Origin of the sequence: Micromonospora sp. NPDC048898, assembly GCF_043198035.1 — a bacterium.
In the GTDB taxonomy this organism is placed as follows: Bacteria; Actinomycetota; Actinomycetes; order Mycobacteriales; family Micromonosporaceae; genus Micromonospora.
Genome location: NZ_JBICUF010000003.1, coordinates 189648 through 202553, shown reverse-complemented (window position 1 = coordinate 202553; position 12906 = coordinate 189648). Strand labels below are relative to the sequence as shown.

Annotated in this window: 9 protein-coding genes and 1 tRNA gene; 6 read left to right on the top strand and 4 right to left on the bottom strand. The window is 71.2% G+C overall.

Going from position 1 to position 12906, the window contains the following annotated elements; translation table 11 throughout:
• Positions 1 to 36: 36 nt before the first annotated feature.
• Entirely contained in the window at positions 37 to 1005 is a 969-nt protein-coding gene (locus tag ACGFIQ_RS11185; protein ID WP_393242600.1) for a helix-turn-helix transcriptional regulator, read from the top strand.
• 94 nt (positions 1006 to 1099) lie between these two features.
• On the opposite strand, the gene ACGFIQ_RS11180 is transcribed toward ACGFIQ_RS11185, so the two are convergent.
• The 4 genes from ACGFIQ_RS11180 to ACGFIQ_RS11165 form a co-directional block, all read right to left on the bottom strand.
• A tRNA-Arg gene (locus ACGFIQ_RS11180) sits at positions 1100 to 1171 on the bottom strand.
• Positions 1172 to 1263: 92 nt separating this feature from the next.
• Positions 1264 to 1956 carry a winged helix-turn-helix domain-containing protein gene (locus tag ACGFIQ_RS11175; RefSeq protein WP_393243185.1) on the bottom strand — a complete coding sequence of 231 codons (693 nt, stop codon included), beginning with the start codon at positions 1954 to 1956 and terminating at the stop codon, positions 1264 to 1266.
• A gap of 326 nt (positions 1957 to 2282) precedes the next feature.
• Positions 2283 to 2954, bottom strand: coding sequence for a DUF305 domain-containing protein (locus ACGFIQ_RS11170; RefSeq protein WP_393242598.1), 672 nt, complete (start codon positions 2952 to 2954; stop codon positions 2283 to 2285).
• An 8-nt stretch (positions 2955 to 2962) separates the two neighbouring features.
• On the bottom strand, positions 2963 to 3775 hold the full coding sequence (locus tag ACGFIQ_RS11165; protein ID WP_393242596.1) for a DUF3105 domain-containing protein: 813 nt from the start codon (positions 3773 to 3775) through the stop codon (positions 2963 to 2965).
• Between the two features lie 97 nt (positions 3776 to 3872).
• Between ACGFIQ_RS11165 and argS the strand changes: the two genes are divergently transcribed.
• The 5 genes from argS (at position 3873) to ACGFIQ_RS11140 (ending at position 12831) form a co-directional block, all read left to right on the top strand.
• Positions 3873 to 5540, top strand: a complete 1668-nt coding sequence (gene argS, locus ACGFIQ_RS11160; protein WP_393242594.1) for an arginine--tRNA ligase — start codon at positions 3873 to 3875, stop codon at positions 5538 to 5540.
• A 1-nt stretch (position 5541) separates the two neighbouring features.
• Positions 5542 to 6927 (top strand): diaminopimelate decarboxylase, encoded by a 1386-nt coding sequence (lysA, locus tag ACGFIQ_RS11155; protein WP_393242592.1) that lies wholly within the window; start codon positions 5542 to 5544, stop codon positions 6925 to 6927.
• A gap of 8 nt (positions 6928 to 6935) precedes the next feature.
• Positions 6936 to 8246: a homoserine dehydrogenase gene (locus tag ACGFIQ_RS11150; RefSeq protein ID WP_393243183.1), complete on the top strand. Its 1311-nt coding sequence runs from the start codon at positions 6936 to 6938 to the stop codon at positions 8244 to 8246.
• Positions 8247 to 8386: 140 nt separating this feature from the next.
• Positions 8387 to 9436 (top strand): threonine synthase, encoded by a 1050-nt coding sequence (thrC, locus tag ACGFIQ_RS11145; protein WP_393242590.1) that lies wholly within the window; start codon positions 8387 to 8389, stop codon positions 9434 to 9436.
• 137 nt (positions 9437 to 9573) lie between these two features.
• Positions 9574 to 12831: an efflux RND transporter permease subunit gene (locus ACGFIQ_RS11140; protein WP_393242589.1), complete on the top strand. Its 3258-nt coding sequence runs from the start codon at positions 9574 to 9576 to the stop codon at positions 12829 to 12831.
• Positions 12832 to 12906: the final 75 nt, after the last annotated feature.

The following is a 12906-nucleotide window of genomic DNA, read 5'->3' as shown; positions in this document are numbered from 1 at the left end:
CAGGTTGTGGCCGCTACCTGCGGGAAGATCGGAGGCATGCCCAAGACTTCGGCGCGACTGCTGGCGTTGCTCTCGCTGCTCCAGGCGCGCCGCGACTGGCCGGGCGGCCTGCTCGCCGAAAGGCTGGACGTCAGCCCCCGCACCGTGCGGCGCGATGTCGACAGGTTGCGCGAGCTCGGCTACCCGGTCAGGGCCGTCAAGGGCCCGGACGGCGGGTACCGGCTGGACGCCGGCGCCCAACTGCCACCGCTGCTGTTCGACGACCAACAGGCGATCGCCATCGCCGTCGCGCTCCAACTGGCCCCCCTCTCCGGAGCGGGCATCCAGGAGGGCGCCGCGCGAGCGCTGCACACCATGCGGCAGGTCATGCCCAGTCGGCTGCGGCACCGCATCGACACCCTGCGGGTCACCGCCGTCGAACAACCCACCACCCGCCCGGACCCCCCGGTCGACAGCAGTGTGCTGACGGCCATCGGGACGGCCGTGCACGCCCACGATGTCCTGCGCTTCGACTACGCCTCGGCGACGTCCGGCAGCCACGCGCCACCCCGCCGCGTCGAGCCCCACCACCTCGTCACCTGGAAGGAACGCTGGTACCTCGTCGGCTGGGACCTCGACCGTGGCGACTGGCGAACGTTCCGGGTCGACCGCATCAGTCCGCGTACCCCGACCGGGCCGCGCTTCGCCCCCCGACGGCTCCCCGCGACAGACGTGGCCACCTTCGTGACCGCCCGATTCCGAGGGTCCACCGACGCGTCGGCGTGGCCCTGCCTCGGTGAGGTCATCCTCGATCTTCCCGCCGCCGTGGCCGCCACGTACACGCGCGACGGGCTCGTCGAAGAACTCGGCCCGGACCGGTGCCGACTCGTGCAGGGCTCCTGGTCCTGGACCGGCCTCGCAGCCGCCCTCGGCAGGTTCGACGCCGATATCGAGGTTGTCGGGCCCGCGGAGCTCCGGGCCGCCTTCGCAGGTCTCGCCCGCCGCTTCGCCAACGCGGCAGGATGACCCCCGGTTGCGGCGGCTACGGCCAGCGGGAATGCGAAAACCGGGCGCGGAGAGCCAACATGCTCCTGCGCCCGGCCTGATTTCCTGGCAAGTGTGCCCCCGGCAGGATTCGAACCTGCGCCCCCGCCTCCGGAGGGCGGTGCTCTATCCCCTGAGCTACGGGGGCTCAGCGACTGGAGAAGACTAGCAAACCTCCCCTGCGTACGCCGAATCGGTATCGGGTGAGCCGATCGTGTCGGCGACCGGCCCACCCTGCGCTCAGGCCGCGACCGCCCGCCCACAACTGGGCAGCGGGTGCAGGACGATTCGCCGCGGCAGCCGGCGTGGCCACTCGTTGCGCGGCCAGGAGCCGTCCACGATCAGATGCACTGTGCGCTGCTCCGCACCGCTGAGCCGCAGCACGAAGTCGCGGGGGAGCGGCGGGTCCACGGTCGGCGTGGTGATCATGAAGCGCACCCGACCGCGGGACGAGACCGCGGAGATCACGTCGGCTGCCGGCATGGTGCCGCGCAGCCGCACCCGACCGATCCAGTAGACCTCCGCGAGGTGCTCCTGGGCGGCCCGGGTGATCGCCGGGTACTCGCTGCGCACCCAGCGCTCGACCGCGCTGACGCAGAGCCCGCAGGCGCGCTCGCGCGGCTCGCGCGGACCCAACCCCCAGGCCCGCAGGTACGCCCCGACCGCGCCCACGTCCGACGGCAGAGAGAACCGGCGCGTGATGAGCGTGGTGAGGCTCTGCCTGGTCCACAGCTCTTCGTCCAGGCCGAAGTCGTCGGGGTGGACGCCCCGCAGTGTGTCGATCAGTTCGAGTTCCTGTTCGCGGCTGAGCATTCCCGGCTCGCCCTGCCGCTGTCCGCGACGGACGGCTGCCACCGCCCCGTCACCGCCGATGGTGTGGCGTCGGCACCAGCTGGTGACCGAACGCCGTGCGTCTCTGAGTGCAACCCCCACGTCTTGGGCAACGAGCACGAATCGCAACTGGTCACGATATGTGCGGAGAAAACTCTCTAAGCAACGTAATCGCCTGTCCCGGTCAAATACCCCAGACCAGACACAGGCGACATTCATCCGCAATCCACCAGGTGCGGGTGTTGATCGACTCGGGTTTCTGAAAGTCGGGGTGTCCCGGTCGCGTGGACAGCGCGGTTTTCATGAAGCCGAGTCGATCATGCACCGGGAGCCGGGGCGCCAGGGGTGCCAGGGGATATGGGACGGGCCCGCGCCTGCGCCGATGAGCGGCGGTGGCGCGGGCCCGGGTGCGGCCGTCTTGGCTGGGGCTAGCCCCTGGCCGCCTGTGCCTGGAGCTGCCGGAGGTTGTTCAGCTCGGTCTGCTGGGTGGCCTTCATGGTCTTCGCCACCCGCACCACCTCGGCGTTGTCGGTCTCGTCGAGCGCCGCGTCGATCATGTGGATGCCGCCGAGGTGGTGGTCGTACATGAGGGTCAGGAACTGCCGGTCGACCTCGATGCCCCGCGCGTCGCGCAGGGCGGTCATCTGCTGCGGCGTGGCCATCCCCGGCATCAGCCCGTCCTTGAGGCGGGCCCCGTCGGACATCCACGACATCGCCGGCTGCGACCCGGTCGGGCTCAGACCCCATTCGCGCAGCCAGGTCTGCATGGCGCCGATCTCGCCCTGCTGACCGGTGGCGATGTCGACTGCGATCTGCCGCACCTCGGGAAGGGTCGCCGACCGGTACGCGATCAGGCTCATCTCCACCGCCTGCGCGTGGTGGGTGGTCATGTCCCGGGCGAAGCCCGCCTCGACCGACGCGTCACCGGGTCGGGTGAGTCGCGGGGTGAGCAGGCCGCCGGCGTAGCCGAGGAGGAGCCCCACCACCACCATGACGGCGAGCGCCAGCACGCCGTAGCGCGACGCCGGGGCCCGGCCGTCCTCGTCCGGGACGGCCGGGGTGTCGTCGTACTCGCTGTCGGTGGTGGCGGGGGCGGTCATCGGCGTCCTTACTGCTGGGGTGGCTGCTGCTGCTCATCACGCGGCGTGGTGCCGGTGGCGGTGATGCCGGTGTTGCACAGCGCCGTCGGGCCCTCGACGGAGGCGTTCACCCGCAGGTCCTTGATGAAGTCGTCGATCCGCGAGTCGTCGGCGTTGTCGAGCTTGAGCTGGTAGCCCCACGCCTGCAGCGAGATCGGCTTGTCCAGGCCCTCGTACGGGCTCATCATCATCTTCTCGACGCCGCGCACCTTGCCGGCGAGCTTGGCGACCTGGTCGGCGGGCAGGTCGGGGCGGTAGGTGATCCACACCGCGCCGTGCTCCAGGCTGTGCACCGCGTGCTCGTTGGCGATCGGGGCGTCGTAGACGTCGCCCATGCAGTTTTGCCAGGCGGCGTTGTGCACGCCACCCACTGGCGGGGAGTATTTCCAGGTCAGCGGGCCCGCCTTGTGTGACTCGTACTTCAGGCTCTCCCCGTCGGTCTTGCGGATGTTGACGATGCCGTCGATGGAGTTGGCCCGCTTGTCCCACGGCTTGGCGCCCTGGAACGTCGCGTAGGCGCCGTAGCCGATGATGCCGGCCGCGAGCACGCCCACCGCGACGAAGAGCGCGATCGGGCCCCAGGCGCGGCCCTGGCTCACCTTGACCGGGGTGACCGGCTTGCGCGGGCCCTTGCCACCTGCCCGGGGCGTGCCCGCTGGCTTGCCCGCCGGCTTGCCGGAACCGGCCTTGGCGCCGGACGCCGGCCGGCCCGCGGCCGGCTTCTTGCCGGTGCTGACCACGGTCGGGCGGCGCTCAGGGCCACCCGGGGTGCTGATGCTCATCGTGCCTCGTCAAGTCGGTCGGTCAGGGGAGTGGCGGGCCGGATGACGCGCAGGGGAGCCGCCGAGTGCCCGAGTCTACCCCCGATAACATGGTTGGGTGACTCCTGCAGAACTAGCCTCGGTCGTCCTTGCCGCCGCCCACGCCGTCTTCGAGCAGCGTGGGCTGGACCGCGCCGCGTTGCCGGCGAGCACGGTGGTGGAGCGACCGCGCAACCCCGAGCACGGCGACTACGCCTCGACGCTCGCTCTGCAGTTGAGTAAGAAGGTGGGCGTTCCGCCCCGGGAACTGGCGACTGCGCTGGCCGACGAGCTGGGTCGGGCAGCAGGTGTCAAATCGGTGGAAATCGCCGGTCCGGGCTTTCTGAACATCCGGCTCGACGCGGCCGCCGCCGGTCAGCTCGCCCGGGTGATCGTCGAGGCCGGCGCGGAGTACGGCCGCAGTGACCGGCTCGCCGGCGAGAGGATCAACCTGGAGTTCGTCTCGGCCAACCCGACCGGGCCGGTGCACATCGGCGGGGTCCGCTGGGCGGCCGTCGGTGACGCGTTGAGCCGGCTGCTGCGGGCCACCGGCGCCGACGTCGGCACGGAGTACTACTTCAACGACGCCGGTTCGCAGATCGACAGGTTCGCCCGTTCGCTGCTCGCCGCGGCCAAGGGTGAGGCGGCGCCGGAGGACGGCTACGGCGGGGCGTACATCGCCGAGATCGCCACCGAGGTGCGGGCCCGCCGGCCGGAGGTGCGGACCCTCGACGACGACGTCGCCCAGGAGGTCTTCCGGGTCGAGGGCGTCGCGCTGATGTTCGACGAGATCCGCTCCTCGCTGCGCGACTTCGGGGTCGAGTTCGACACCTACTTCAACGAGAAGGACCTGCACGACCGGGGCGAGTTGGACCTCGCGTTGAACCGGCTGCGCGAGCAGGGGCACCTCTACGAGTCCGAGGGCGCCACCTGGCTGCGCACCACCGACTTCGGCGACGACAAGGACCGGGTGCTGCGCAAGTCCAACGGCGAGTGGACGTACTTCGCCGCGGACTGCGCCTACTACCTGGACAAGCGCGAGCGCGGCTTCGAGCGGGTCGTGATCATGCTGGGTGCCGACCACCACGGCTACATCGGCCGGATGAAGGCGATGGCCGCCTGCTTCGGCGACGACCCGGAGCGCAACCTGGAGATCCTCATCGGGCAGCTGGTCAACCTGCTGCGCGACGGCGCGCCGATGCGGATGAGCAAGCGGGCCGGCACGGTGATCACCCTGGAGGACCTGGTCGAGGCGATCGGCGTGGACGCCTCCCGGTACGCGTTGGCCCGCTACTCCAGCGACTCCCCGATCGACATCGACATCGAGCTGTGGACCAGGGCGACCCGCGACAACCCGGTCTACTACGTGCAGTACGTGGCCGCCCGGACGGCGGGCGTGGCCCGCAACGCCGCCGAGGTGGGGCTGGTCCCGGGCGACGCCGACGCGTTCCGCCCCGAGCTGCTCGATCACGAGAAGGAGAACGAACTCCTCAAGGCGCTCGCCGAGTTTCCCGCCGTGGTGGCGACGGCCGCCGAGCTGCGGGAGCCGCACCGGGTGGCCCGCTACCTGGAGGAGGGCGTCGCCGCCTCCTACCACCGCTTCTACGACAACTGCCGGGTGCTGCCGCTGGGCGACGAGGAGGTCACCGACCTGCACCGCGCCCGGCTCTGGCTCAACAACGCCACCCGCACGGTGATCGCCAACGGGCTGCACCTGCTGGGCGTCTCCGCACCGGAGAGGATGTGACATGAGGGCTCACGAGGCGGGTGCGCTGCACGCGGACATCAACAACCGGGGGCCGGCCTGGCTGCGTACCCCGGAGGATGTCAACGCCCTGTTGCCGGCGCTGTGGCCGCGGTCGGTGACGCGTGGCGCGGACGGCGCGGTCGCCGTCGCGGGCCTGAGCGTCCGCGACATCGCGGCCGAGTTCGGCACCCCGGTGTACGTCCTCGACGAGGCCGACCTGCGGTCGCGCTGCCGCGACTTCCGGGCGGCCTTCCCGACCGAGGACATCTTCTACGCGGGCAAGGCGTTCCTGTGCCGGGCGGTGGTCCGGATGATCGCCGAGGAGGGGCTGCACCTGGACGTCTGCACCGGGGGTGAGCTGGCCACCGCGCTGTCGGCCGGCATGCCGCCGGAGCGGATCGGCTTCCACGGCAACAACAAGTCGGTCGCCGAGCTGTCCCGGGCGCTGGACGCCGGGGTGGGGCGGATCATCGTCGACTCGTTCACCGAGATCGACAGGCTCACCGCGCTGGCCCGGGAGCGGGGGGTCCGGCCCCGGGTGCTGGTCCGGGTCACCGTCGGCGTCGAGGCGCACACCCACGAGTTCATCGCCACCGCCCACGAGGACCAGAAGTTCGGCTTCTCGCTGGCCGGCGGTGCCGCCGCGAACGCCGCGTTCAAGATCCTCGACGAGGGTGTGCTGGAGTTGCGCGGTCTGCACTCGCACATCGGTTCGCAGATCTTCGATGCCAGTGGCTTCGAGGTCTCGGCCCGCCGGGTGCTCGCCCTGCAGGCCCAGATCCGCGACGCGCGCGGGGTGGAGCTTCCCGAGCTGGACCTGGGCGGCGGCTTCGGCATCGCGTACACCACCCAGGACGACCCGGCCACCCCGCAGGATCTGGCCAAGCGACTGCGCAAGATCGTCGATTCGGAGTGCGCGGCGGAGAACCTGGCCGTGCCGCACCTGTCGATCGAGCCGGGGCGGGCCATCGTCGGGCCGGCCGTGTTCACCCTCTACGAGGTCGGCACGGTCAAGGAGCTCGACGGCATCCGCACGTTCGTCAGCGTCGACGGCGGGATGAGCGACAACATCCGCACCGCGCTGTACGACGCGTCCTACTCGGCGACGCTTGCCTCCCGGGCGTCGGGCGCGCAGCCGTTGCTCGCCCGCGTGGTGGGAAAGCACTGTGAGTCTGGGGACATCGTGGTGAAGGATGAATTCCTGCCCGCCGACGTGCAGCCCGGAGATCTTGTGGCGGTGCCCGGCACTGGTGCGTACTGCCGGAGCATGGCCAGCAACTACAACCACGTGCCCCGGCCACCGGTTGTCGCGGTGCGCGACGGCCAGGCGCGTCTGATCGTCCGGCGGGAAACCGAAGAAGACCTGCTCGCATTGGATGTTGGATGACGTCACCTGTGCGCTTGGCGCTGCTCGGTTGTGGCACTGTCGGCCAGGAGGTGGTCCGGCTGCTGCACGAGCAGTCGGCCGACCTCACCGCGCGGATCGGCGCTCCACTGGAGATCGCCGGCATCGCCGTCCGTCGGCTCGGCCGCGATCGGGGTGATCTGCCCGTCGACGAGGCCCTGTTCACCACCGACGCGCTCGGCCTGATCAAGCGCGACGACGTGGACGTGGTGATCGAGGTGGTGGGCGGCATCGAGCCGGCCCGAGGCTGGCTGGTCGAGGCGCTGCGGGCCGGCAAGAGCGTGGTCACCGCCAACAAGGCGCTGCTCGCCGAGGATGGTGTGGCCCTGCACGAGGCGGCGGCCGAGGGCGGCGGCGACCTCTACTACGAGGCGTCCGTGGCCGGCGCCATCCCGCTGCTGCGCCCGCTGCGCGAGTCGCTGCACGGTGACCGGATCAACCGGGTCACCGGCATCGTCAACGGCACCACCAACTTCATCCTCTCCGCGATGGACGCGACAGGCGCCGGGTTCGCCGAGGCACTGGAGGAGGCAACCTCCCTGGGGTACGCGGAGGCCGACCCGACCGCCGACGTGGAGGGCTTCGACGCCGCGGCGAAGGCGGCGATCCTCGCCTCGCTGGCGTTCCACACCCGGGTCGGCGCCGCCGACGTGCACCGTGAGGGCATCACCGAGGTGACCGCCGCGGACATGGCCAGCGCCCAGGCGATGGGCTGCACGATCAAGCTGCTCTGCATCGCGGCCCGCGGCGTCGACCGCACCGGCCGGGAGACCGTCAGCGTTCGGGTGCACCCGGCGATGATCCCGCGCAGCCACCCGCTGGCCAGCGTCGGCGACGCGTTCAACGCGGTCTTCGTGGAGGCGGACGCGGCCGGGCAGCTGATGTTCTACGGTCGGGGCGCCGGGGGTGCGCCGACCGCCAGCGCGGTGCTCGGTGACGTGGTCGCGGTGTCCCGCAACCGGCTCGCCGGGGTGCGCGCGGCCAGCGAGAGCGCGTACGCGGACCTGGCGGTCCGGCCGATGGGCGAGGCGTTGACCCGCTACCACGTGAGCCTCGACGTGGCCGACCGTCCCGGTGCGCTGGCCTCCGTGGCGAACGTGTTCGCCCGGCACGACGTGTCGATCGCGACGGTGCGGCAGGGTTCGGCGAGTGGGTCGCCCGGCCGTGACGGCGACGCCGAGTTGGTCATCGTCACCCACGTCGCACCGGATGCCGCGCTCGCCGCGACAGTCGGAGAGCTGCGCGGTCTGGACATTGTCCGGTCCGTGACCAGTGTGTTGCGGGTCGAGGGCGGCGCCTGATTCGTTGACACCATGGGTGGGGCTGGCTCGCGCGTCCCGCCAGGTGGGTAAGCCGGGGTGTGCCCTTGACCACTCCGGCAGGCTGGTCCAAGGTGGCCCGATGCGCGGGTCGGCGCAGTGTCAGAGGCGAGGAGAACGACATGTGGCGGGGTCTGATCGAGGCGTACCGGGATCGGCTGCCGGTCACCGCGGCCACGCCGGTCGTCACGCTGCACGAGGGCAACACCCCGCTGTTGCCCGCGCCGGTGCTGTCCGCGCGGATCGGCTGCGACGTGCACCTCAAGGTGGAGGGTGCCAACCCGACCGGCTCCTTCAAGGACCGGGGGATGACCCTCGCGGTGTCCAAGGCGGTCGAGGCCGGCAACAAGGCCATCATCTGCGCCTCCACCGGCAACACCAGCGCCTCCGCCGCGGCGTACGCGGCGCGGGCCGGGCTGACCTGCGCGGTGCTGGTGCCGCAGGGCAAGATCGCGTTGGGCAAGCTGGCCCAGGCCCTGGTGCACGGCGCGAAGCTGCTCCAGGTCAGTGGCAACTTCGACGACTGCCTGTCGCTCGCCGCGAAGCTCGCTCAGGACCACCCGGTCGCGTTGGTCAACTCGGTCAACATCGACCGGCTGCACGGCCAGAAGACCGCCGCCTTCGAGATCGTCGAGGCGCTCGGTGATGCGCCCGACATCCACTGCCTGCCGGTCGGCAACGCCGGCAACATCTCCGCCTACTGGATGGGCTACGCGGAGGAGCGGGCCGCCGGCGCCACCACCCGCGCGCCGAAGATGTACGGCTTCCAGGCCTCCGGTGCGGCCCCGATCGTGACCGGCCAGGTGGTGCCGGAGCCGTCGACGATCGCCACCGCCATCCGGATCGGCAACCCGGCGAGCTGGACCAAGGCGTTGGACGCCCGGGAGGCCTCCGGTGGTCTGATCGCCGCGGTGACCGACCGGGAGATCCTCTCCGCGTACCGGCTGCTCGCCCGCGAGGTGGGTGTCTTCGTGGAGTTGGGCAGCGCGGCCAGCGTGGCCGGCCTGCTCCAGCAGGCCGCGGCGGGCGCGGTGCCGCCCGGGTCGACCGTGGTCTGCACGGTGACCGGTCACGGCCTGAAGGACCCGGAGTGGGCGATCTCCACGGCCCCGGCGCCGCTGACCATCGCGAACGACCCGATGGCCGCCGCCCGCGCCCTCGACCTGGCCTGAGCGCGCCACCGTCCGGCTGCTGATCGGCGGCGGGCCGGCGGCGGGACGGCCCGGGGGCGGCGGGGGTCGGGCTATGTGAGTCCGGCACACTTTCGGGTATCCCCGCCCGCATTCTCGTTCAGGAGTGAACCAGGCCGATGTCGCTGCTCGCCAGATTCAGCCTCGCCAACCGAGGGCTGATCGCCCTCATCGCGGTGGTGACCACGGCGTTCGGAGCGTTCGCCGTTCCGTCGCTGAAGCAGCAACTGCTGCCGTCGCTCGAGTTCCCGGCCGCGTTCATCGTGGCCGCCTATCCCGGTGCCGGCCCCGAGATCGTCGAGTCGCAGGTGACCGAGCCGATCGAGAACGCCCTCCAGGGCATCCCGGGGTTGGACGAGGTCACCTCCACGTCCCGCGAGGGGTCGGCCACCGTCCAGGTGACGTACGAGTTCGGCACCGACCTGGACGACGTGGTCAACAAGATGCAGACCGCGCTGAGCCGGATCGACGCCCAGCTGCCGTCGAGCGTCGACCCCCAGGTCATCGCGGGTAGCACCGACGACCTGCCGGCGGTGGTGCTGGCCGCGGCCGGCGCGGCGGACGAGCGGGCGCTGGCCGAGAAGCTGCGGGCGACAGTGGTGCCGGAGCTGGAGGGCATCGAGGGGGTCCGCACGGTCGAGGTGACCGGCGCCCGCGACGACCTCGTGGTGGTCACCCCGGACCCGGCGAAGCTGGCCGCGGCGCAGGTGCAGCCGACGGCGATCGGCGCGGCACTGAAGACGAACGGTGTGGCGGTTCCGGCCGGCGCGGTGACCGACGACGGGCTGACCCTTCCGGTGCAGGTCGGTACGCCGATCGCCAGCCTGGAGGATCTGCGCGGCATCGTCATCACCCCGGGCGCGTCACCGGTCCGCCTCGGTGATGTGGCGAGTGTCGAGCAGCAGCTCGCGCCGGCCACCGCGATCACCCGGACCAACGGCAGGGACAGCCTCGGCATCGCGGTCACCGCCGCGCCGGACGGCAACGCCGTGCAGATCTCGCACGAGATCCGCGACCGGCTCGCCGACCTGAGGGACGCCTCCGGCGCGGAGCTGACGGTGGTCTTCGACCAGGCGCCGTTCGTGGAGAAGTCGATCGAGTCGTTGACCACCGAGGGCCTGCTCGGCCTGGTGATGGCGGTCCTCGTCATCCTCGTCTTCCTGCTGTCGGTGCGGTCGACGGTGGTCACCGCGGTCTCCATCCCCCTCTCCGTGCTGGTGGCGTTGATCGCCCTGTGGATCGGCGACTACTCGCTCAACCTGCTCACCCTCGGCGCGCTGACCATCGCGGTGGGCCGGGTGGTGGACGACTCGATCGTGGTGTTGGAGAACATCAAACGACATCTGGAGTACGGCGAGGAGAAGCGGCACGCCATCGTCACCGCCGTCCGCGAGGTGGCCGGTGCCGTGACCGCGTCCACCCTCACCACGGTGGCGGTGTTCGCGCCGATCGCGCTGGTCGGCGGGTTCGTGGGTCAGCTCTTCGCACCGTTCGCGATCACCGTGACGGTGGCGCTGCTCGCCTCGCTGCTGGTGTCGCTGACCGTGATCCCGGTGCTCGCGTACTGGTTCCTCAAGCCGCGTGGCGGCACCGCGGACGACGAGGCGGTGCGACGTGTCGCGGAGGAGAAGGAGCTGCGCAGCCCGTTGCAGCGGGCGTACCTGCCGGTGGTCGGGTTCGCCACCCGCAAGCGGTCGACCCGGTGGATCACCGTGGGGCTCGGTCTGCTGGTGCTCTTCGGCACCTTCGGCCTGGCTCAGAAGCTGGAGACCAACTTCCTGGACGACTCCGGCCAGGACACCCTGAACATGAGTCAGGAGTTGCCGGCCGGCAGTGGCCTGGCGGCCACCGACGCGGCGGCCAAGCAGGTCGAGTCGGTGCTGTCGGCCACCAAGGGCGTCGAGACGTACCAGGTGAGCGTGGGCAGTGGGGACAACCCGTGGGCCGGCGGTGGCGGCAACAACGTCGCCAACTGGTCGTTGGCGCTCGACGGTGACACGGACGCGAAGCAGATGCGTGAGGTGCTGCGCAAGGAGTTCGACAGGCTCGGCGCCGGTGTGGGTGAGATCAGCTTCGGTGGCGGGCAGGAGGCGTCGACCAGCCAGCTGGAGGTGATCGTCCAGGCCGGCGACCCGGAGGCACTGACCAGGGCCACCGAGGAGGCTCGGGCGGCGATGGCCGGTGTCCCGGACGTCGAGGACGTCTCCACCAGCCTGGCCGAGCGGGTGCCGCGGGTCGACGTGACTGTCGACCGGGTCGCCGCCGGTCGGGCTGGGCTCACCGAGGCCGCCGTGGGGCAGCTCGTGTCGCAGGCGTTCCGGGGAGCGCCGCTGGGTGAGGTAGCGCTCGACGGCCAGCAGCAGAACGTCGTCCTGCGGCTGGGCTCGCAGCCGCCGCTGACGGTGGAGGAGTTGCGGGCGCTGCCGGTGGGTTCGGTCAAGCTGGACGACATCGCGGACGTCACCCAGAGCGAGGGGCCGCAGCAGGTCACCCGGATCGACGGTGAACGCAGCGTGTCGGTGACCGGTGCGGCGACCGGCTCGAACCTGGGCGCGACGAGCAAGGAGCTGCAGAAGCGGCTGGACGGCATCGACGTGCCGGGCGCGAGTTTCACGATCGGTGGCGTCAGCGCGGACCAGGCGGACGCCTTCGGTGATCTGGGCCTGGCGGTGCTGGTGGCGATCGCGATCGTCTTCCTGATCATGGTGGCCACGTTCCGCAGCCTCACCCAGGCGCTGATCCTGCTGATCTCCATCCCGTTCGCGTCGACAGGCGCGATCGGCCTGCTGCTGGTCACCGGGACGCCGCTCGGCGTGCCGGCGTTGATCGGTGTGCTGATGCTCGTCGGCATCGTGGTGACGAACGCGATCGTGCTGCTCGATCTGATCAACCAGTACCGGGCGCAGGGCATGGGGGTCGGCGAGGCGGTGGTCGAGGGCGGCCGGCGTCGACTGCGCCCGATCCTGATGACCGCCGTGGCGACCATCTTCGCGCTGCTGCCGATGGCCTTCGGGCTGACCGGCGAGGGCGGCTTCATCTCGCAGCCGCTGGCGGTGGTGGTGATCGGCGGTCTGCTCAGCTCCACGCTGCTCACCCTGATCCTGGTGCCGACGCTCTACACGATGGTGGAGCACACCAAGGAGTCGCTGCGGGCCCGACGCGACCGGCGGCGCTCCGGCGAGCCGGCGGTGACGGCTGCGGAGACCGACGAGGCGACGAGCCCGAACCAGGTGGCGGTGCCCGGTGACGTGTCCGCACCGGCGACGGCCGGGGCCGCACCGTCGGGTGCGCTGGTGGACGGCACGGACCAGTTCGAGGTGCTGCGGCTGCCCCGTAGCCGTACCTCGCCGCTGCCTCCGTCGGAGCCGACCGAGTAGGGCCTGACTCCGACAGGCACTGCGCAACGCCCCCGGTGGTCTCCGCCGGGGGCGTTGCGGCTACCCGGCTCGGGG

What these genes read in the sequence shown, in the direction of transcription:
- ACGFIQ_RS11185 (WP_393242600.1), top strand. Translation starts at nt 37, where the DNA reads ATGCCCAAGACTTCGGCGCGACTGCTGGCGTTGCTCTCGCTGCTCCAG.
- ACGFIQ_RS11170 (WP_393242598.1), bottom strand. Translation starts at nt 2,954, where the DNA reads ATGACCGCCCCCGCCACCACCGACAGCGAGTACGACGACACCCCGGCC.
- ACGFIQ_RS11165 (WP_393242596.1), bottom strand. Translation starts at nt 3,775, where the DNA reads ATGAGCATCAGCACCCCGGGTGGCCCTGAGCGCCGCCCGACCGTGGTC.
- lysA (WP_393242592.1), top strand. Translation starts at nt 5,542, where the DNA reads ATGAGGGCTCACGAGGCGGGTGCGCTGCACGCGGACATCAACAACCGG.
- thrC (WP_393242590.1), top strand. Translation starts at nt 8,387, where the DNA reads ATGTGGCGGGGTCTGATCGAGGCGTACCGGGATCGGCTGCCGGTCACC.
- ACGFIQ_RS11140 (WP_393242589.1), top strand. Translation starts at nt 9,574, where the DNA reads ATGTCGCTGCTCGCCAGATTCAGCCTCGCCAACCGAGGGCTGATCGCC.